At 61.1% G+C, this 16,888-nt stretch carries 24 protein-coding genes; 11 read left to right on the top strand and 13 right to left on the bottom strand.

The genetic code is table 11. The annotated features are described in order from the left end of the window. Positions 1-311 precede the first annotated feature (311 nt). The 5 genes from G3480_RS12510 to G3480_RS12490 all read right to left on the bottom strand — a co-directional run bounded on the left by G3480_RS12510 (position 312) and on the right by G3480_RS12490 (position 2,084). The gene (locus tag G3480_RS12510) at positions 312-554 is read right to left on the bottom strand and encodes a BolA/IbaG family iron-sulfur metabolism protein (protein WP_164654226.1); all 243 of its coding nucleotides are present in this window, start codon (positions 552-554) and stop codon (positions 312-314) included. Between the two features lie 21 nt (positions 555-575). Beyond that, entirely contained in the window at positions 576-890 is a 315-nt protein-coding gene (grxD, locus tag G3480_RS12505) for a Grx4 family monothiol glutaredoxin (RefSeq protein ID WP_164654225.1), read from the bottom strand. 156 nt (positions 891-1,046) lie between these two features. Then, a complete protein-coding gene (locus G3480_RS12500) occupies positions 1,047-1,439 on the bottom strand; it encodes a Rieske 2Fe-2S domain-containing protein (protein WP_164654224.1) in 393 nt (130 codons plus the stop codon). A 16-nt stretch (positions 1,440-1,455) separates the two neighbouring features. Next, positions 1,456-1,860: a hemerythrin domain-containing protein gene (locus G3480_RS12495; RefSeq protein ID WP_164654223.1), complete on the bottom strand. Its 405-nt coding sequence runs from the start codon at positions 1,858-1,860 to the stop codon at positions 1,456-1,458. After that, on the bottom strand, positions 1,857-2,084 hold the full coding sequence (locus tag G3480_RS12490) for a hypothetical protein (RefSeq protein ID WP_164654222.1): 228 nt from the start codon (positions 2,082-2,084) through the stop codon (positions 1,857-1,859). The genes G3480_RS12495 and G3480_RS12490 overlap by 4 nt, the downstream gene beginning before the upstream one ends. A gap of 154 nt (positions 2,085-2,238) precedes the next feature. Here G3480_RS12490 and G3480_RS12485 point away from each other — a divergent pair, with 154 nt between their 5' ends. Beyond that, positions 2,239-2,526 (top strand): hypothetical protein, encoded by a 288-nt coding sequence (locus G3480_RS12485; RefSeq protein ID WP_164654221.1) that lies wholly within the window; start codon positions 2,239-2,241, stop codon positions 2,524-2,526. 75 nt (positions 2,527-2,601) lie between these two features. Here the strand turns inward: G3480_RS12485 and G3480_RS12480 are convergent, their stop codons facing one another. Together G3480_RS12480 and G3480_RS12475 are read right to left on the bottom strand one after the other, a co-directional pair. Further along, the gene (locus tag G3480_RS12480) at positions 2,602-2,856 is read right to left on the bottom strand and encodes a hypothetical protein (protein WP_164654220.1); all 255 of its coding nucleotides are present in this window, start codon (positions 2,854-2,856) and stop codon (positions 2,602-2,604) included. Between the two features lie 521 nt (positions 2,857-3,377). Further along, positions 3,378-3,815 (bottom strand): CoA-binding protein, encoded by a 438-nt coding sequence (locus G3480_RS12475; protein ID WP_164654219.1) that lies wholly within the window; start codon positions 3,813-3,815, stop codon positions 3,378-3,380. A 51-nt stretch (positions 3,816-3,866) separates the two neighbouring features. Here G3480_RS12475 and G3480_RS29515 point away from each other — a divergent pair, with 51 nt between their 5' ends. The 3 genes from G3480_RS29515 (at position 3,867) to arfB (ending at position 5,935) form a co-directional block, all read left to right on the top strand. Further along, positions 3,867-4,373: a DUF5320 family protein gene (locus G3480_RS29515; protein ID WP_420824621.1), complete on the top strand. Its 507-nt coding sequence runs from the start codon at positions 3,867-3,869 to the stop codon at positions 4,371-4,373. A 188-nt stretch (positions 4,374-4,561) separates the two neighbouring features. Beyond that, positions 4,562-5,440, top strand: coding sequence for a damage-control phosphatase ARMT1 family protein (locus G3480_RS12465; RefSeq protein WP_164654217.1), 879 nt, complete (start codon positions 4,562-4,564; stop codon positions 5,438-5,440). 69 nt (positions 5,441-5,509) lie between these two features. Next, positions 5,510-5,935, top strand: coding sequence for an alternative ribosome rescue aminoacyl-tRNA hydrolase ArfB (arfB, locus tag G3480_RS12460; RefSeq protein WP_164654216.1), 426 nt, complete (start codon positions 5,510-5,512; stop codon positions 5,933-5,935). 121 nt (positions 5,936-6,056) lie between these two features. Here arfB and G3480_RS12455 read toward each other — a convergent pair whose 3' ends face one another. The 3 genes from G3480_RS12455 to G3480_RS12445 form a co-directional block, all read right to left on the bottom strand. Further along, positions 6,057-6,860 carry a M90 family metallopeptidase gene (locus G3480_RS12455; protein ID WP_164654215.1) on the bottom strand — a complete coding sequence of 268 codons (804 nt, stop codon included), beginning with the start codon at positions 6,858-6,860 and terminating at the stop codon, positions 6,057-6,059. Positions 6,861-7,152: 292 nt separating this feature from the next. Next, positions 7,153-7,386, bottom strand: coding sequence for a hypothetical protein (locus tag G3480_RS12450; protein WP_164654205.1), 234 nt, complete (start codon positions 7,384-7,386; stop codon positions 7,153-7,155). A gap of 68 nt (positions 7,387-7,454) precedes the next feature. Further along, complete coding sequence (locus tag G3480_RS12445; protein ID WP_164654214.1) at positions 7,455-7,742, bottom strand: WGR domain-containing protein; 288 nt, start codon at positions 7,740-7,742, stop codon at positions 7,455-7,457. Positions 7,743-7,895: 153 nt separating this feature from the next. Here G3480_RS12445 and G3480_RS12440 point away from each other — a divergent pair, with 153 nt between their 5' ends. Together G3480_RS12440 and G3480_RS12435 are read left to right on the top strand one after the other, a co-directional pair. Then, entirely contained in the window at positions 7,896-8,312 is a 417-nt protein-coding gene (locus tag G3480_RS12440) for a hypothetical protein (RefSeq protein WP_240905781.1), read from the top strand. Positions 8,313-8,405: 93 nt separating this feature from the next. After that, positions 8,406-9,302, top strand: coding sequence for a CHAP domain-containing protein (locus G3480_RS12435; protein ID WP_240905780.1), 897 nt, complete (start codon positions 8,406-8,408; stop codon positions 9,300-9,302). Positions 9,303-9,491: 189 nt separating this feature from the next. On the opposite strand, the gene G3480_RS12430 is transcribed toward G3480_RS12435, so the two are convergent. Next, positions 9,492-10,193: a P-loop NTPase family protein gene (locus G3480_RS12430; RefSeq protein WP_164654212.1), complete on the bottom strand. Its 702-nt coding sequence runs from the start codon at positions 10,191-10,193 to the stop codon at positions 9,492-9,494. Between the two features lie 275 nt (positions 10,194-10,468). Here G3480_RS12430 and G3480_RS12425 point away from each other — a divergent pair, with 275 nt between their 5' ends. From G3480_RS12425 to G3480_RS12405, 5 genes are all read left to right on the top strand, one after another. Continuing rightward, the gene (locus G3480_RS12425) at positions 10,469-11,161 is read left to right on the top strand and encodes a type 1 glutamine amidotransferase domain-containing protein (RefSeq protein WP_164654211.1); all 693 of its coding nucleotides are present in this window, start codon (positions 10,469-10,471) and stop codon (positions 11,159-11,161) included. A 168-nt stretch (positions 11,162-11,329) separates the two neighbouring features. Next, the gene (locus G3480_RS12420) at positions 11,330-12,181 is read left to right on the top strand and encodes a pirin family protein (protein ID WP_164654210.1); all 852 of its coding nucleotides are present in this window, start codon (positions 11,330-11,332) and stop codon (positions 12,179-12,181) included. 266 nt (positions 12,182-12,447) lie between these two features. After that, positions 12,448-13,020 carry a hypothetical protein gene (locus tag G3480_RS12415; protein ID WP_164654209.1) on the top strand — a complete coding sequence of 191 codons (573 nt, stop codon included), beginning with the start codon at positions 12,448-12,450 and terminating at the stop codon, positions 13,018-13,020. A gap of 379 nt (positions 13,021-13,399) precedes the next feature. Then, positions 13,400-13,831, top strand: coding sequence for an acyl-CoA thioesterase (locus G3480_RS12410; protein WP_338114127.1), 432 nt, complete (start codon positions 13,400-13,402; stop codon positions 13,829-13,831). Positions 13,832-14,094: 263 nt separating this feature from the next. After that, positions 14,095-14,277: a hypothetical protein gene (locus G3480_RS12405; RefSeq protein WP_164654207.1), complete on the top strand. Its 183-nt coding sequence runs from the start codon at positions 14,095-14,097 to the stop codon at positions 14,275-14,277. 66 nt (positions 14,278-14,343) lie between these two features. On the opposite strand, the gene G3480_RS12400 is transcribed toward G3480_RS12405, so the two are convergent. Both G3480_RS12400 and G3480_RS29510 read right to left on the bottom strand, forming a co-directional pair. Then, positions 14,344-14,919 (bottom strand): hypothetical protein, encoded by a 576-nt coding sequence (locus G3480_RS12400; protein WP_164654206.1) that lies wholly within the window; start codon positions 14,917-14,919, stop codon positions 14,344-14,346. A 312-nt stretch (positions 14,920-15,231) separates the two neighbouring features. After that, on the bottom strand, positions 15,232-15,786 hold the full coding sequence (locus G3480_RS29510) for a transposase (protein ID WP_420824622.1): 555 nt from the start codon (positions 15,784-15,786) through the stop codon (positions 15,232-15,234). Between the last annotated feature and the right edge of the window lie 1,102 nt (positions 15,787-16,888).

The raw sequence follows: 16,888 nt of genomic DNA, 5'->3' as shown, positions 1-16,888 counted from the left end.
ATTCCTTGGGTTCGCCTTTTGTGACCTTCACAGCCCTGCCCAACGAGTCCCCTCGATCGGTCTCGGGTGTGCGGCGATCACTAGAATCCTCAAGGGCGCAAAATGCTTGCAGATGAGTCAAACTTCGATGAAGCGTCCGACCATCCAAGGCCGTCGGGATCGGTATCGGTATCGAACCGACGATCCCGATTCCGATAGCGATCCCGATGGCATGACTCGTCGGTCTGAGGCGAGGCCTCGCTAGGAAGTTGTAAGCCGACCGTGATGCAGATGGGTGCCATCCCGATCCGGCGCTGGCGGCGCAACTGGGCTCAGGAAGATTCTGCGGCTTTCTCCTGCGGGGTCTTGGCCTTGATCGTCAAGGCGTGCAATGCGCCTGATCCCAGCTCGTCTTTGAACAAGGCCAGGATGCCCTTTTGGCGTTGCAGCAGACTTTGGCCGGCGAAGTTTTCGCTGACGATATGGACCTCGAAATTGCAATCCTCACCGGCGATGTCGATGGTGGCCTCCGGATGCTCGGCCCGAATGCGCTTGATCATGTCGTCTTGATGCATGAGTCGTCCTCGGATTCGTCGTCAAGCTGCCGCGCTTTGTAGCATCGGCAGGAGTTCACCGCTTGCAAGCATGGCCTCGACAATATCGCTGCCGCCGATGACCTCGCCATTGATGAAGAGCTGAGGGAAGGTCGGAAAGTCGGAGACCTCGGGCAGCGCCTGCATGATCAAGGGTGCTGCCAAGACATCCACATAGGCGAACTCGATCCCGGTTGATTGCAGTGCAGAGGCGGCCTTGGCAGAGAAGCCGCAGCGGGGCTCGCTCGGGGTGCCCTTCATATAGAGGACGATGGGGTTTTCCTCGAGTTGTTTCCGGATCTTGTCGGTCGTTTTCATGGGGCTTACTCGCTGAAATACGGCGGTTGTCGGGTGCCCGCACGGAGCGTGCAGGCATCTGAGAGAAAAAGGAAAAAAGCGCTGATCCTTTCGTGCTGTGGCAATGCCATCGGCCCTGGGCTTGGTTGTCGCTAGCGCCGGCCCATTCTGCCTGCTTCAAAGCAGGTGCTTCGCCCGCTTGTCGATGATGTAGACCTGCCCCTCAAGCTCGGTCGCGCGCAAGGGTTCGAGTCTCTCGCCTGAGCAGAGTACGCTCAAGGATTCTCCCGTTGTCGGATCGTAGACGATCCCATGCATCGAGCAGCGCAGGTGCTCCTGCTCTGCATCGAAGACGGTGTCGTGCAGGCAATCCAGACGGCGCACCATATGCACGCATTGATTCAAGTAGGCGTAGATCTGACCCTTGTGCCGCAACACGATGGCCGTGTGCTCTTCGTCCTTGAACAGCAATGGCACAATCCGGTATTGCCGATCACCCAGATCGGCACTTGCGCAGACTGCCAGCTTGCGTTTCTCGCGCGTTGAATCACGCTGGGATGTCGTATTCACGGATCTGAAGATGGGGTCAGGAAACAGGATTCGACTTCAGATGAGCAGCAAGGGCGCTGTCCATCGTGGCCGCATGGAGTGCGAACCAACCCGGCAATTGTTCGCGGACGTAGGCTCTGCCCAGGGCGAGTTTGCCTCGCGTCGTGCGCTGACCGATCGCCTTGAGGTCACCGAGGACGCGCTGGTGATCGGCCCGATGTTCTTGCAGCGCGGGGAATCCTGTCTCCGTCATCCACTGCTCTTCGCGCTCGAAGTGCGCCAGGGTGTGCTCGACCAGGCGCTCGAAGAGTTCAAGGAAACGGGCTTGGTTGGCCTCTGCCATGGCGTTGACCAGATCGATGAATTCAAAATGAACGCTGTCCATGTCCGGCACGCCCAAGCGGAAGCGGGCGTTATCGGGGTCGATGAGGAGCTCGCTCATCGGTGCTGCTCCCGACGGTAGTTAATGGTCTTGAAGAGCTTGCGAGCGACATAGGCCGCGAAGGCCTCGCTGTTGTCGTAGTCGTGCTCGATGGCAAGGTTGGCCAAGGCGTCGACCGCGTCCCGCAGTCGAGCGATCTCGCTCAGTTCTCGTCCGCAGGTCAGGCAGCGCTCGCCGTCATCGCGACAGGCGTTCTTGCCTTGGCAGGGTTCAAAGCGGGCCATGTCTCAGGCCTCCCGGGGCACAGTGGGCGCGTACTGAAGATCCTGGGGGCGCTGGAGGGCGTCTTTGTCGGCGGCTGGGGCATCTTCCATTGGGCGGAGCGCGATAGAACCTGTGAATGTTTCTGCAATCGGCTTCGGTTGGTGGTGTTGTCCCATGCTATTGGCCTGCTTCGGTGTTGTGATTGGCAACATTAAGCAAACGACGGGCCAGGAATCAGGTTCCTCGTTTCAATGGCTTAGCAAGCCGATTCGCCAGTTGCTGCAGCGAATCGTCGTCTTTGCGACAGTGCCTTCAAGGGGGGTGACAGAGATCGGAGTGGAGACTGACGTCGAGTGCAAGGCGCTATCTTTGGCGGGGCTGCATGCTGCACTCGGCGGCGGGCTCGTTCAGCAGGAAGGCGTCGCCGCCTCGCGCGCTGGCGTGGTGCTTGGGTGGGGGTGATGGCGCGGCGACGTCTTGGAGTGGAGCCGCGAAGCCAGCCATCGCCGGCCGGACTGGAACAGTCTTCGGACTGGATCAGTCTTCGTCTGGTACGCAGGTGGCCTCGACGGCACCACCTTCAGCCGGCGTCACGACCAGGGATTCATCTTCCGCGCAGAAGACCATGATGCGCCCATCGCCAACATTGGTGTATGGGGTCTGGTAGGTGTCTTCGGCCGGATCACCTGTCGGGTTGTTGTAGGCGTTTTGGCCGCCTCCCGCGAGCGCCGCGCTACCGAACGCGAGACTCATCACAACTAGGATCACAATTTTCGTCAGTTGAGCGCTCATCAATGCATGCTCCAAGGTTGAATCCGGCCAGGTCGGCATCCCGCCAAGCTGTCCACGGCGAAGCCGTGCTGCCGAGCGCGGGGGGCGGTCGCATCGCCGAATTCAACCGTTTTCAATGGGTTCCTGACGATCGAACTCTGCTGGCCGGCCACTACGCTACCTATCCACTAAACATAGGTGGCGCGAAAATACATTGCGAATCCGCAAGGGCTGCGAGGCGCCACGGGTCAGCACAGCGTCCAAGAACTGCTCGGTCGTCTTGCCTGCGTCGGCAGCGCTCGCGACGACATTGCTGCCTGACTGGGGGGCCGCTGCCGACGAGACACTCGGGTTGCGCGTGAATGATTTCAGGCGCGTGCGCGCAGTCTCATCAGTACCAACATCACCGGCAGCTCGATCAGAAGCTGTCTGAAAAAACGGGTAGGGGCGAATTCATTCGCCCAACCGCCGGACCAAGGGCGAATGAATTCGCCCCTTGTATGTCTCGACCATGATTTCCAGACAGCCTCTCAGAGTCGAAATCAATATTTCCCGGCCAGCTTCATGATGGCTTTGTGAAGACTGTGATAGGTGAGACCCGGGGTGACATACATCACCGCACAGGTGCCGGTGCGGAGGTTGATGCCGGACTCTTCGGCGAGCGCCACGGCCTCGGGGGTGTCGTGCGCCATGTGGACCCAGACGTCACGCAGTCCGGCTCGCGCGGCCGCGGCGACCCAATCGCGCGTCTCGGCCTTCGGCGCCTCGATGATCAGGGCCTCGACCGATTCCGGCAGGGCGTCGAGATCCGGATACGCCCGATCCCCATCGATGTCGGTTGCGCTGGGATCGATGGCATAGACTGTCTTGCCGAGCCGCTTGAGGCCGCGATAGCTCAGGAGCGGGAAGGGTTTGACCGCCGAGCGACCAACGAGGGCGAAGCGCTGGTTGTCGAAGAAGCGTTCGTAGTTCGATGGCATGGGTTGGATTTCCTGTTTCGCAATTTGGATGTCGCCTATTGGAACGCACATATGTGCGCTTTGCATTGCGAAATGTCCGGGCAAAGCAGTCGGGAATGCGCTGATACTTTGAGTGCGGGCAGTGCGCGATTGGCTGCTCAGGAACTCCAGCGTCTTGGCCAATGTCTAGGACGCGGGCGATGCGTCAACTTGAGACGGGCACGCAGTCTTGGGTCGATGTCTCCGAGCCGGAGACCGGCTCGCGGGTCCGTTTTTGAAGAGGAAGAGATCATGCCAATGCAAGACGGAACCGGTCCGCGTGGAGCTGGACGTGGCCAGGGAAAGGGGCAAGGCCAGGGAAAGGGGCAAGGCCAGGGGCGTGGACAGGGTCCCTGTGGTCGTGGGCGAGCGCGTGTCGGTCGCGGTGTTGACGCGCGCACGGCATCCGAGGTCAGTGAGGCGAGTTCTGGACGCCTGGAGTCCCATGCACCTGCGCCAGCGCCTCTGAGCGAGCAGATCGCGCGCTTGAGAATGCAACTCGAGCGCCTGGAGACTGGATTGTCGTCAGAGCTAGGGTAATGACGCTGGCGATGCCGATGGCCGGCGGGACGCGAACGCTCATGCCGTGATTCCGGCATCCCGGAGCATGGAATAGGGGCTGCAGCCGTCTGCGAACTCGTCGCGGCGGGGCGCCGCTCCCACCAATCGAACTGGAACAAAGCAGCCGTCCTGACCACTGACCACTGGTAGCCTGTGCGAGCTGACCGATGAAGACCTACCTGGACTGTTATCCCTGTTTCCTGCGACAGGCGCTGAGCGCCGCCCGCCGCGCTGGCGCTGCGCCGGAGCTGCAGCGGCGTATCCTGCTGCAGACCATGTCGCATCTCGAATCCCTGCCGGCAGAGGCCACGCCGCCGCAAGTGGCGGAGGCCATCCATGGGTGGGTCCGCACCCAGACGCAGGATCCCGATCCTTACCAAGGGGCCAAGCAGGAGGCGACCGAGCAGGCGCTCGCGCTCTTGCCTGATCTGCGCGAACGGCTCCGCACGGCGATCGATCCGTTGGACACGGCCGTGCGCATCGCCATCGCGGGCAACATCATCGACCATGGCGTGGCCGAAGCCTTCGACCTGGAGGCCACGCTGGAGCGGGTGCTCAGGCAGCCTTTCGCCATCGACGGCATGAGTGCGCTGCGTTCGGCATTGGCCGCGACCGACACCGTCCTCTACCTCGGTGACAACGCTGGCGAGACGGTCTTCGACCGCGTCCTGATCGAGCAGTTGAGACAGATGTCGAAACCCGTCACCTATGTCGTCAAGGCATCCCCCATCATCAACGACGCGACGCGAGATGACGCCCTGGCCGCCGGACTCGATGCGGTCGCCGAGATCATCGACAACGGCTCGGCCGCGCCAGGGACCCTCCTGGAGCGCTGCTCGGAGTCCTTCCGTGCGCGCTTCCTCCGGGCGACGCTCATCATCGCCAAGGGTCAGGCCAACTACGAAACGCTCAGTGAATCGAGCGCGCCGGTCTTCTTTGTCCTGCAGGCGAAATGCAGTGTGATCGCCGCAGAGCTTGGCGTTGCGCCGGGTGACATCGTCCTCAAGGCGCCAGTCACGGCGGCGTGCGAGCGAGCGGCTTCATAGCCCTTGCCCTCAGGCACGCTGGCATGATCACGGCTTGCTCGGCATGGGGCAGGGGGCCAGAATTGGTCCATGCTTCAGATTACACCAGTGATTCGCATCCCTGAATCCGAGCTTTCCGAGCGCTTTATTCGCGCGCCTGGGCCGGGCGGGCAGAACGTCAACAAGGTCGCCACGGCCGTCCAGCTGAGCTTCGACGCGGCGCGCTCGCCCTCGCTTGCGGAAGACGTGCGCCAGCGCCTGCTCCGGCTGGCTGGGCGCCGGGTCGATGGAGAGGGTGTGCTGACGATCGAAGCGCACCGCTTTCGTACGCGCGAGCGCAATCGCGAGGACGCCCGCGAGCGCCTGGCTGGCCTGATCCGTCAGGCGGCGCATCGGCCGAAGCCGCGGATCGCGACTCGGCCGACTCGCGGCTCCAAGGAGCGGCGGCTGACGTCGAAGAAGCTGCGCGGTCGGGTCAAGCAGACGCGGTCTCGGCGGTCGGATGAGGACGCTTGAGGTCCTTAGAGGCTGTCTGAAAAACCTCGTAGGGGGCGACTTTAGTCGCCCTTGGCACTGGCGGGAGGGCGAATGAATTCGCCCCTTGCAGCTCGGGCGATTACAATATTCAGACAGCCTCTTAACGTCGGCTGCGATTGACACCTTCAACACAGCCGGCGAGCCTGCGCAGCGGATCCTGTCTGTAGAACGCCTTGAGCTGCCCATAGACATCCGGATATTCGCCGATGAGCAGCGACGGGACCTCAAAGAAGGCCTCGCTGACCACGGCGAAGAACTCGGCCGGGGATTGTGTGGCGTAGGGGTCGATGGGCGTGTGCTCGCCCGCATCGGCGCGGTGACAGAGGTCCTCGTAAGCCTGGGCGAAGGTCCGCTTCCAGAGCGCGCCAGACATCCCGCGGTGTAGCGGCGGGGAGCCATTGGTGCTGCCGGAGCGTCCGTCCAGCTTGTGTGCCAGCTCGTGAATGATGACATTGTGCCCATCCAGCTCAAGGTCTTGGTGAATATCCGCCCAGGAGAGGATGATCGGGCCTCGCTCCCAGGACTCGCCCGCCTTCACCGTGCGATCGACCCAGACGACGCCGTCATCGCCCATCACCTGGTGCTCGGGGATGAAGGCATCCGGATAGACGATGACGGAGTACCAGCCGCCGTACCAGTCGAGCCCGAGCTGCAGAACTGGCAGGCCGGCCTGCAAGGCGATCATGAGCCGTATTGGGTCTGTCAGAGCGAGCCCTTGCGCGGGCTCCAATGTCTTCTGGCGGAGGAAACCCAGGGCGAGTCGGCGCAGCCGGGCTGATTCGGAAGCGTCCAAGCCGGCGAGCAGCGGCAGCGACTTCCAGGCTTGCTCCCAGGTTGCTGCGGTGAAAGGATCACGCTCCTCGGCAAGCGCAAGGGAATGCCACCAGCGCGCTAGAGGGTTCATCCTAAGAAAGTGTCCATCAATTGTTTCCCGATGCGAGCGATGCCGCCCGAAATCCCCCCTATCGCCCCTTTGCGAAAGGGGAGGAGTTGTTGATGGACGCTTTCTAAGTCCTGCAATTGGAGCCGCGAAGGGGCAAAGGAGACGAAGAAAAGTCAGGCTGATGTGCGTCCTTCATATCCACTCTTGGTGTCTGAAGCCCGTGCCGCGGCCGCGTCTGCGCACTGCGCCTTGACACTGGCTGGGCGCGCTGGCCATGGTTCGACCCCAGCCGGGCGCGGGCAGTGTTTAGGCACTAACGTTCGCTCTCCTCGTCGCTGCGCTCGGTGCTCTTGATCTCGGCGCCGATCTCGAGCCAGTAAGGCTCGGCTCCGCAGGAGCCGCAACCGTCCCAGACCTCCACGCCTTCATGCATACTCAACTTCCGCGGCTCATGACGGTGTGCGTCGTCTGCCGCCTGCGTTGAGGTTTGGTGCTCGGTGCTGGGGCACTCCGATAAAGAGGGTTGCGTGGCATTGAGCTTGCTCATGAGTCGGGCTCCCATTGGAAGGCATGGTGGGGGCGCGGCAGCCCTGTCGCCGCGTTGCGGCTTCGAACTCAGGTCAGGCGTTGCGGCGCAGTCTCGAGGTCGGTCAGCTCCTTTTGGGACTCTTGGAGGTCGCGGCCCTGTGACTCAAGCTGATAGCCGCATCGGCGGCGCCGCTTGGCGATGGTCTCCAACTGCTCCAGGCCTGCGCTCTTGGAGGCGACCACCATGACGCGCATCTGCCCGCCGCGTGATCCCAGCGCGCCCCAAGAGAGTATCAGTGTCCAATCACCGAGAAGATCCTGAACCAGGTCCACCAAGTAGTAGCGCCCTTTATCCGGGTTGATCCAGCGTTGCATAGTCTCGTGCCGTCGCAGAACATTGGCCCTAATGATGACACACTGGGCGGGGCGGGCAAGCGCAGCAGCCTGTCGCATTCCCCATGGCAGCCCGCCGCGCCGACCCCATGTCACCGCTTAATCAACACATGCCCACCGGAGATCGAGATGCTCATGATCGATTACAAAGAGGCTAGCTGGTGGTACTGGCTCGTCACCGTCTGCTTGCTGACCCTTGGACTTGTCGGGTATCCGCAAGGGTTCCTTCTGGCAATTGGCTTGACGGTCGTCCAACTCGTCCACTTTGGGATGCGCGAGCGCAGCCTGACGGCTTTCCCCATCCAGGTGCGCTTCTGGTATCTGCTCCTCTTGCTCCTGTCTCTGCCGGCGCCGATGCAGTTCCTCTATTGGCTGCCGACCATCGGGACCTGGGCCCAGGTCATCTTCGGCTACTGCGCCATGGCGCGTTTCGTGTCTCTGCTGCCTTGGAATCGTCGCGAGCCCTGGACGCTCCCTCTGGTCTGGCGGACCTTCCTCTCCCGGCCAGTGCGAGGCAATATCCTCCAAGGGCTGCCGCCGACGGGTGCCTAGCGGAGTGGCCCTCTGCGGTCGGCCGGTTGCCGTCACTAACGCTCGAATACAAGGATCCGGCCCTGATCGATCATTGCGGAGACCCGCCAGCACATGACCTTAAACCGATCTCTCTCGTCCGCTGCTGGACTTCAGATGGCTGTGGCGGTGGCCGCGCTCTCCTTGACTGGCTGGCTAGCATGGAATCCGGCATGCGCAGACGCGACCTCGACGGCCCAGCAGGTCGGGCTCGGAGCGCAATCCCTCGCGCTTCTGCCGCCACATACGGACGGCGCCGATCTCGGCCAGAGTCCGCCGTCGCTGGGTCCCTTGGAGCGGCTGCAGCGACTGCGCGCGGCCAAGCGCGCCTGCCAGGGGCCCTGTGAGATCCCCTTCGGCGCGCGGCTCGGCACCGCGGACGGCGTCGAGGCGCGTTCCAACTGCAGCTCTGCCTGTCTGCGGCTGGAGTACAGTTTCGTCGATCCCACAACCGGCGAGGTCCAAGTGGCGGACAAGTCGCCGGATGCCGATCGTTTCGAGTACGCCGGGGTTACCTACCAGTGCGTCGAGTACGCGCGCCGCTGGTGGATTCGCAATCGCAGTCTGACCTTCGGGGACGTGCCGACGGCGGCCGACATCTTCGATCTGACCGCAGGGCTTCGCCTGCCCGGGCGTGAGCCGGTGCCGCTTGGACGATCGCTCAACGGGGCTGGGAAGCGTGCACCACAGCGCGGTGATCTGGTCATCTATGCACGCGATCATGCGGATCCGGAGTGGCGCTTTGGCCATGTCGCCGTGGTCGTCGGGGTGAATCTCAAGCAGGGCTGGGTCGAGCTTGCGGAGGAGAACTATGACAACCTCCCATGGCGCGATCCGGAGGCCTATGCCCGGCGGATCCGCCTCTTTGCTGTGGGCGGTCGTTATACCCTGATCGATGTGGAGCCGGGCAGGACGCGGCATCCCGGAGGTGGGCAGATTGTCGGTTGGCTCTATCCCTTGGCCGAGCCTTAGCCGGTGCTTTGCGCCCAGGATGAAGGCAGCGCGCGCGATGCGTCGCTGTTACCGAACAGCGCCGCAGCCGCTCACTTTGGTGGGGAGCGGCGCCCCGCCGCGAAGAACGCGCAGACGGCGGCCTTTGTTCCCTGCTTCCGGGTGCCGGAAGCAGGGCATGAGCCTTTGCCAGGGAGTCCTTGCGCCAGCTCAGGACTTGGCCTCGATGAGACTCTGAACGCGCGCGAACTGCTGGTAGGCACGGTTGATCCAGACCTTGACGCGCTGCCGGTCCATGAGTCCCAGGCCAGCGTCCTTGTTGTGCGCGGCGGCCCATAGGCTGGCGTTGCCATGGTCGATCTTGCGCATCGAACCGGCGTGAAGCTCTGGGAGGTCGATCACATGAACGCCAAGCTCCGCGGCCTTGGCCTGAGCCGCTGATGCGGCGAAGGCGGAGAAGTCCTTGCCCCTGCCGTAGTTCCTCACAATGACATAGCTAGCGGCGCTGCCGTAACGCTCGAGCAGGGCATCCAGCAGGGCGATGCCGTCGGCCCCATCGTCGATCACATGCCAGAAGACGATCTGGATCTGCGCCTCGCTCGCGAAGGTCAAGAGGTCTGCTTGCTCGATCCAGCGATGCAGCAGTGACGACGTTTGGGCTGCAAGATCCACCAGGATGCTCTGCTCGGTCTCCAACGCGGACTCGATCACCTGGTCCGTGCTCTCGATGTCATCCAGCAGGATCGGCCGACTGAAATCGGCATAGAAGCGCAGCAGTGCGCCGTGCGAGCGGTCGGTATCGAAGGCCGTGAAGGGAAGTGCGTTGTCAATGTGATACTGCGCCAGGAGTCGCGCGAGGACGGACTTGCCGACCCCGCCTTTCTCTCCGCCGATGAAGTGAATCCTGCTCATGTCGTGCGTCTCGATGGTTGCAAAGGTGTCGGGCCAAGACCCGGGAGGCGCGAATGGTAGCCGCTTCCGGGGTGCTGGTCACCGGAGCAGCAATTCTGATGTTGGATCGTCATCCTGGTCTTGGGCCTCGGGGCTCACGCTTGGGTTGCAGCGCTCGCACGGAAGAGGTCTCGGCCTTTCTCCGCGTCTTTCGAGCTGTTGGGGGGCAATGGCCGGATTTGGCTTGAAACTCTTGTCTTCAGCCCGACGCTGTTGCTAGCAACAGGAGTTACTTTATGGCCGATAAGATTCTCATGGTTTTGACCTCCCACGATCGCCTCGGCGAGAGTGGGCATCCGACCGGATTCTGGTACGAGGAGATGGCCGCGCCCTATCGCATCTTCGACGAGGCCGGTTTCGAGATCGTCATGGCCTCGCCCAAGGGCGGCGAGCCGCCGCATGATCCCAAGAGCCTTGAGCAGCTCGAGACCCTTCCCGAGGACGTCGCCTGGTTTCTCGACAACGCTACCGCCATGGAGGGGCTGTGCAACAGCGTCCGGCTTGCTGAGATCGACTTTAGCGATTTCGTGGCCGTCTTCCTGCCGGGTGGTCACGGGGCCGTTTTCGATCTGCCAGGCGATTCGAATCTCATCAAGATTCTCGGCGCTGCCGCGGATCGCGGTGCGGTCATTGGTGCCGTCTGTCATGGCCCAGGGGGCCTGGTCGGCGCAAGGCGAGGCAATGGCGAACCGCTGATTTCAGGCTACCAGGTAAGCGGCTTCACCAACGGTGAGGAGCAGGCGGTGGAACTGACCAAGGTCGTCCCCTTCCTGCTCGAAGACAAGCTGCGCGCGCTGGGCGGCCACTACGTCAAAGGAGAGGATTTCCAGCCCTTCGCGGTGCGGGACCGCAACCTCGTCACCGGGCAGAACCCCATGTCCTCCGTCCGCACGGCCGAGCTGATGCTGGAGGCGCTGCTGGAGCGGTGACTGAGCCCGCCAGGCTTTGTCCCCTCGCGGGACCCAGGCAAAGGCCATCCCACGGCGGATGATTGGGCGACGGCGGCGAACTTGACCTGAAGCAGCACGCGTCCAGCATCCAAACGGCAACCGAGGCGCTCTAGCAACTAACTGGCGGCGACCTCAGAGGAGGGCGACATGCAAGCACGCTCGATCAAGCGCATTTTGACGGCCGCGCCCGCCTCCGATGGCGGTGGTGTCAAGCTCCACCGGATCGTCGCCCCAGATGGCATGCGCGGGCTGGATCCATTTCTCTTGCTCGACGACTTCGGTTCGGACGAGGCGCAGGATTACCTCGCCGGCTTCCCGCCGCATCCGCACCGCGGCTTCGAGACCCTGACCTACATGCTGGAGGGCCGGATGCTCCACGAGGACCATTTGGGCCATCGCGGCCTGCTCGAATCCGGCGGTGTGCAGTGGATGACCGCAGGCCGCGGTGTCATCCACTCCGAGATGCCGCAGCAAGAGGCCGGCCGGATGCACGGCATGCAGCTCTGGGTCAATCTGCCTGCGGCGGAGAAGATGAAGGACCCGGCCTACCGTAATCTGCCGGCCGAGGAGATTCCGGTGGTGAAGCTACCCGATGGCGTGTCCGTGAAGGTGGTGGCGGGCATCTTCTCGGACGGTGAGCGCGAAATCGCAGGAGCAGCCCAAGGCATCAGCACGGATCCACTCTATCTCGATGTCCGCATGCCGCTCGGCGCCAGCCTTGAGATGCCGGTGGAACGGGGCCATCAGGCCCTGGTCTACCTCTACGAAGGTGAGCTGCAAATCGCGGGCGAGCCCATTGTCGCGCGACAGATGGCGGTGCTGGGCGATGGCGATAGGCTGATCCTGCGTGCGAAGTCGGCGTCAGCGGGTGCCTTGGTCCTAGCGGCGAGCCCATTGGGCGAGCCGGTCGTCCATCATGGTCCCTTTGTGATGACGACCCGCGAGGAGATTCGCCAAGCGATCGCGGATTATGAGTCAGGTCGGCTCACGGCGGTCTAGGAGCCTGTCCGACTTAGGATGAATCGGCTGCGGAATCGGGAGAACGGTCCCTTTCGCCCCGATTTTTCGTGACATAGAACCACTATGCGCCTCAAAACCGGAACGAAATGGCCTCGCTCTCCCACTTCCTCGCTTCGATCCCCCCAAGTCGGACAGGCTCCTAGTCCTCGATTCGCCTGAACTTCAACGGATCTTCTTGGGCTCAACCCCTCTTGTCAGCGTCATCGATAATGATCGGCGACGCAAACCGAATGAGGTGCGCTTCGATGCGGCCGAGACTTCTGCTTGTGCTCAGCCTGGTCTGCTTGGCGGCGGCCTTGGCGGGCTGCAAGACACTGGTTCGGGAATCCGTGCCGGGGGACTGGGTGGAGGTTCCACCAGGAAGCGCCGTCCGTTTCAATCGGCCGATCGAGATTTCGCCGGGACGTGCACGAGCCTTCCTGACGACGGGTTCGGCCTTGGCCGAGGGGACGAGCTGCGCGGTCGAGGTGAGACGCATCGACCATGAAAAGCCCCAGGCCGTGGCGGCGGGCACCTATCAGATCACGCGCGTCCAAAACGACTTGGCCTTGGTTTCCAAGGTAGACGACCCTTCTCGAGGCGCCGTGCGTTTTCAACTGGCCGGGCATGGAGACAGCGGCGGCTCACAGATGGTGCGCTTCGGCTACCACTTCTGGCTGGACGATGGTCAGGACCCGAACTTGATGCGCATGACCTGCCTGGGCCGCCTTGACGACCCAGCGTACACGCGCCCGCCGACATTGGAGGAGATTCGGGCTGTGCTTGGCGACCAGGCGACGCTTGAGCTGGCTGGTCAACCTGTGGAGCCCAAGCCATGATCCCAGGGTGCGGCGACGCCCTCTGATGCCGTCCGTCCTCGACGGCTGCGACCCTGATCAAGGGCGGTTGCGCGCATTCGGGTCCAGGGGGGCGTCGGCGCTCGGGACGGGGCGATCTCGAATGGCCGCATTCAGTTGCGGCCGGCCTGCTTGGCCTGGGTGAGAGCTGAATCGCTGATCGAGAGCATCTCCTGCAGGACAGGCATCTCTCGCTCGCTTGCGGCCGCTCAGGGCTGCGTGATTCATTGGATCTTCAAGAACCTCTGGCGGAAACCCCTTCGTGGGGATGCGGCCGAAGTGGATTAAACTGTGGCCTTGTCAGGGGCTTTGCCCAACCAACTTCTGCCTGACGGAGGCAAGTAATCAGACGATGGACAGGATGGACCCAGCCAACCCGCCAGTGACGGATCCGACCATTTGGCAGCTCGCGGCGCGCGTGGTTGCGATGCCGGCAGATACCAATGCCTTTGGCGATATCTTTGGCGGCTGGCTATTATCGCAAGCAGACCTGGCGGGCGGCACCATCGCCATCCAGGCAGCACAGGGCCGCGTCGCAACCGTAGCGGTCAAGGAATTCCAGTTTCTCGCACCCGTGCTGGTCGGGGACCTGGTCGAGGTCTTCGCCCGGATGATCCGCGCCGGGAAGACTTCGATGACGGTCGAGATCCAGATCTGGGCGCAGCGCGAGCCGGACCCACAGAGCCGACATCAGGTCGCCGCGGCCAACTTCACCTATGTCGCCGTGGACGAACAAGGCTCCCCGCGATCACTGCCACCGCTGGAGCGCGGGCCGCGTGTCACCGAGGCTTGATCTCCGGGTAGAGCCGCCGGGTATCCGGCGGCACTACTCGGCGTTGATCGAAAGAGAACGGCTTCAAGCTGCTTTCCGGTAAACAAAGTGATTTCCGAACAAGTGATTTCCGAATAACAGTTTCCCCGTCTAAGACGGGATTCCCTCAACAACTCGCCCTTGTCGATCCAGATAATGCCAGCCGAGACAGAGGCGTCTGCATCCTCGTTGCTCCTCTCGCAAATCGAAGACCTGAAGTTGGCGAGTTCCAACATTACGAGGTCATGCGGGTCTACTTTCCGCCGGACGCCAAGGGGCTGCTCTCGGTGATGGACCCTTGTCTGCGCCGCCGTGACCCTGTCGCGGGACAGTCGCGCGTTGCCCAGAAGCGGGCCGAAGCCCTGGTCCTGGCCGACCGCGTCACCTTCAAGGTGCTCGACCACCTGGAAGACCGCTTGTCTGTCTGAAGGGGCCACTGGCGGATGGCGGCGAGAACATTCGCGATCAGCGGCGAGGCAGACGACCTGTGGGCGTTAATCCGGATCGTATTGCTCCATTTCGCTCTGCCAACCATAGGCATCGTAGTGCTGATACTGGCCGTATTCGTCCTGGATCATCGTCGAACCATCGTAGCCTTCGTAGACCTGACCGGGTTGGTAGTAGGGAAGTTCATAGACCTCATTGCCGTCGGTGTAGTGAGAGCGCTCCCAGATACCCTCGCGGGTATAGTTCTGATGTCCTTGGTATTGCGCGGCCGATCGGTCCATGTAGCTGTTATACATCCCGTCGAGCACGGCGTTGCTGTTCTTGACATAGGCGTCCTGCTGCGTCTGAAAGGCCTGTTCGCGTTGCTGCAAGTCGGAATAGAACCCCGGATTCTGTTGCCGGGACAGGGCATCCAGGTGTGCTAAGACCTGTTGGTCCGGTGTCGACCAGTCACCGGTTTGCTGGCGATACAGCGTGATCGCGTTCTGTGCGTGCATCTGGGCCCGTTGACCCGCTTGCGCTGCAAGCTGCTCTACGTAGCCGACATAATCCTGGCCGTTTGCAGCTTGCCAGGCACAGGGGCCAATGGTGAGAGCGAGCAAGAATGGCTTTATTCGATTCACTGTTGTTCTCCGATTGCAGGCAGTGATGATACGTGGTAAGCCAGTATGCGAAATTTCTCGACGAAAAAACGGCTTGGCTGGAGAATCTTGCTAAACAGGTGGTCTCAGCACATCGAACATCATAAATTCCTCATCCCAACTGCCCCGCATCGGGGAAAGCTAAGAAAGAGCGCCTTTGTCGATGGTCAAGTTATGGGGGGGAGGGGCGCAGAGCCCAGTCGAAATCCCTACGACTCCCTATGAGGTATCGCTGAGTTTGATAATAGCTGGATATCGCGCCCATCAAGCCCTACGAAATCGGGGTAATTAGGGTTAGATGCCCGCATCAGGTGCGGGTGCATTCACGCGACTCGCCCCCGAGAGCCACCCTCGCCGGGCTCTGCGCCGACGCTGGTGGACTGCGCGATGATGCCCTTGGAACTCAGACATCCAAGCACTTGGCCTAAATCGAATCTGCGATCCGGCGCCTCCCCGCGCAGGGAGGGCGGTTCGGCTCTCCCGGAATTCAGGTGGCCGATAAAATTCTTTTATAACAGTCACTTGACCTCGAATTATCCGCACACAGAAGCTTCGAAATGATGCTGAGTGAAAGAGAGGTAAGCGACTGATTTGTAAGCATCGACTAGCCGAAAAGGGCGTATCCGTGCATATCGATGTACACTCTTTGAAAAAGCCGCTTTCGAATTTGGTGAAGCCGTAGCCGCGCCGTTTGAGCACTTTGATTTTGTTATTGAGGCCCTCAACAAATCCGCTGGTTTGGCGGCTGATGAAATCGTTGGCAATGATCTCAAGATGCGTCGTGAGGGTCTTGATGAAGCGATTGAAACAGCTCAGGCCACTCTTGCTCGACTTTGGCCATTTTTGCAGTCTCCCAGAAAGCTAACTGCTTGAAGTATCGTGAGGGCTGAAAATTAGAGGGGGTCGCGAGGCCCGAACGCCGAAACTGGACCCCTCGTTAATTTTTTCACGCATCGTAAGCTACTGATAAAAAGAGATTGCCAGCCGGGGAAAATGGCCAAAGTCGAGGCTGAGTAAGTTGTTGATAAATATTGTATCGCACACTACTTGAGATCCGGAAGAGCGCGACTTTAGTCGTCCTTAGAAAGTGTCCAACAATTGTTTCCTGATGCGAGCTATGCCGCCCGAAATCCCCCCTGGGGGGAATAGCACTAACTTAAGGTAAAATATTTTTTAAATCAGTTGCTTGAAAGGAACGCTGATCACCGACTTACTGAGTTTGCTGAAGGCTTGACTGTCGGCACCCGCCCAGACAGTGGCTTTCCAACAATTTTGGCTCCAGAAAGGCATCTGCAAGCATCTGATTCCCGACATTCCGCATATCGAAGTTTCGCGATCTTCGGCTAATTTGAACCGAAAATCAGCGAATAGTCGCGATAAAAAATAATGACTTTTCACGCCCAGGAAGCGCAGGAATATTTTGTCTCGCGATGACTGGCAATTTGCTCTGAATTCGTGTTCGAAACGGCTGAGTTTGAACATAAAATCAGCAAGATAGATAAATTATTTTTACACATTCTGATGTGCGGAATGTCGGTGATTCAATTGAATAAAAATCTTAAGTTAGTGCCATTCCCCCCTGGCCCCCCTTTGCGAAAGGGGGGAAGTTGTTGAGGGACGCTTTCTTAACACGGGCGGGAAGGCGAATGAATTCGCCACTTCAGCTCGGGCGATTTCAATATTCAGACAGCCTCTGATGATGGCCGTGTTGGGATTCACCCGCCCTGGCCATGGATCTCAGCGGGACCATTGGCGTCGAGCGCTTGTCCCCAGGTGCCGTGAGCGGATCTGTGGATAAGCTGTGTCGTTCTGCGGTAACCATCTGCTCGCATTGAGAAACCCCTGTGCTGGTCATTGTTTGACCAGCTTGCAATCAAGGCGATCGAATAGGGGCCGAGCAGAGGCCGCTGCGGTCAGGTAACCGCCGGTGTTTGATGCAGAAAGCTGTCGT

The sequence above is a fragment of the Thiorhodococcus mannitoliphagus genome (assembly GCF_010915725.1).
GTDB lineage: Bacteria > Pseudomonadota > Gammaproteobacteria > Chromatiales > Chromatiaceae > Thiorhodococcus > Thiorhodococcus mannitoliphagus.
Note: the sequence above shows the minus strand (reverse complement) of the source record. Positions and strands in the feature narration are given on the sequence as shown.

Bases quoted from the DNA above. Each gene is read 5' to 3' on its own strand.
- G3480_RS12510 (WP_164654226.1), bottom strand. From the start codon at position 554: ATGCATCAAGACGACATGATCAAGCGCATTCGGGCCGAGCATCCGGAG.
- grxD (WP_164654225.1), bottom strand. From the start codon at position 890: ATGAAAACGACCGACAAGATCCGGAAACAACTCGAGGAAAACCCCATC.
- G3480_RS12495 (WP_164654223.1), bottom strand. From the start codon at position 1,860: ATGAGCGAGCTCCTCATCGACCCCGATAACGCCCGCTTCCGCTTGGGC.
- G3480_RS12490 (WP_164654222.1), bottom strand. From the start codon at position 2,084: ATGGCCCGCTTTGAACCCTGCCAAGGCAAGAACGCCTGTCGCGATGAC.
- G3480_RS12485 (WP_164654221.1), top strand. From the start codon at position 2,239: ATGCTATTGGCCTGCTTCGGTGTTGTGATTGGCAACATTAAGCAAACG.
- G3480_RS12480 (WP_164654220.1), bottom strand. From the start codon at position 2,856: ATGAGCGCTCAACTGACGAAAATTGTGATCCTAGTTGTGATGAGTCTC.
- G3480_RS12475 (WP_164654219.1), bottom strand. From the start codon at position 3,815: ATGCCATCGAACTACGAACGCTTCTTCGACAACCAGCGCTTCGCCCTC.
- G3480_RS29515 (WP_420824621.1), top strand. From the start codon at position 3,867: ATGTGCGCTTTGCATTGCGAAATGTCCGGGCAAAGCAGTCGGGAATGC.
- G3480_RS12465 (WP_164654217.1), top strand. From the start codon at position 4,562: ATGAAGACCTACCTGGACTGTTATCCCTGTTTCCTGCGACAGGCGCTG.
- arfB (WP_164654216.1), top strand. From the start codon at position 5,510: ATGCTTCAGATTACACCAGTGATTCGCATCCCTGAATCCGAGCTTTCC.
- G3480_RS12455 (WP_164654215.1), bottom strand. From the start codon at position 6,860: ATGAACCCTCTAGCGCGCTGGTGGCATTCCCTTGCGCTTGCCGAGGAG.
- G3480_RS12450 (WP_164654205.1), bottom strand. From the start codon at position 7,386: ATGAGCAAGCTCAATGCCACGCAACCCTCTTTATCGGAGTGCCCCAGC.
- G3480_RS12445 (WP_164654214.1), bottom strand. From the start codon at position 7,742: ATGCAACGCTGGATCAACCCGGATAAAGGGCGCTACTACTTGGTGGAC.
- G3480_RS12440 (WP_240905781.1), top strand. From the start codon at position 7,896: ATGATCGATTACAAAGAGGCTAGCTGGTGGTACTGGCTCGTCACCGTC.
- G3480_RS12435 (WP_240905780.1), top strand. From the start codon at position 8,406: ATGACCTTAAACCGATCTCTCTCGTCCGCTGCTGGACTTCAGATGGCT.
- G3480_RS12430 (WP_164654212.1), bottom strand. From the start codon at position 10,193: ATGAGCAGGATTCACTTCATCGGCGGAGAGAAAGGCGGGGTCGGCAAG.
- G3480_RS12425 (WP_164654211.1), top strand. From the start codon at position 10,469: ATGGCCGATAAGATTCTCATGGTTTTGACCTCCCACGATCGCCTCGGC.
- G3480_RS12420 (WP_164654210.1), top strand. From the start codon at position 11,330: ATGCAAGCACGCTCGATCAAGCGCATTTTGACGGCCGCGCCCGCCTCC.
- G3480_RS12415 (WP_164654209.1), top strand. From the start codon at position 12,448: ATGCGGCCGAGACTTCTGCTTGTGCTCAGCCTGGTCTGCTTGGCGGCG.
- G3480_RS12410 (WP_338114127.1), top strand. From the start codon at position 13,400: ATGGACCCAGCCAACCCGCCAGTGACGGATCCGACCATTTGGCAGCTC.
- G3480_RS12405 (WP_164654207.1), top strand. From the start codon at position 14,095: ATGCGGGTCTACTTTCCGCCGGACGCCAAGGGGCTGCTCTCGGTGATG.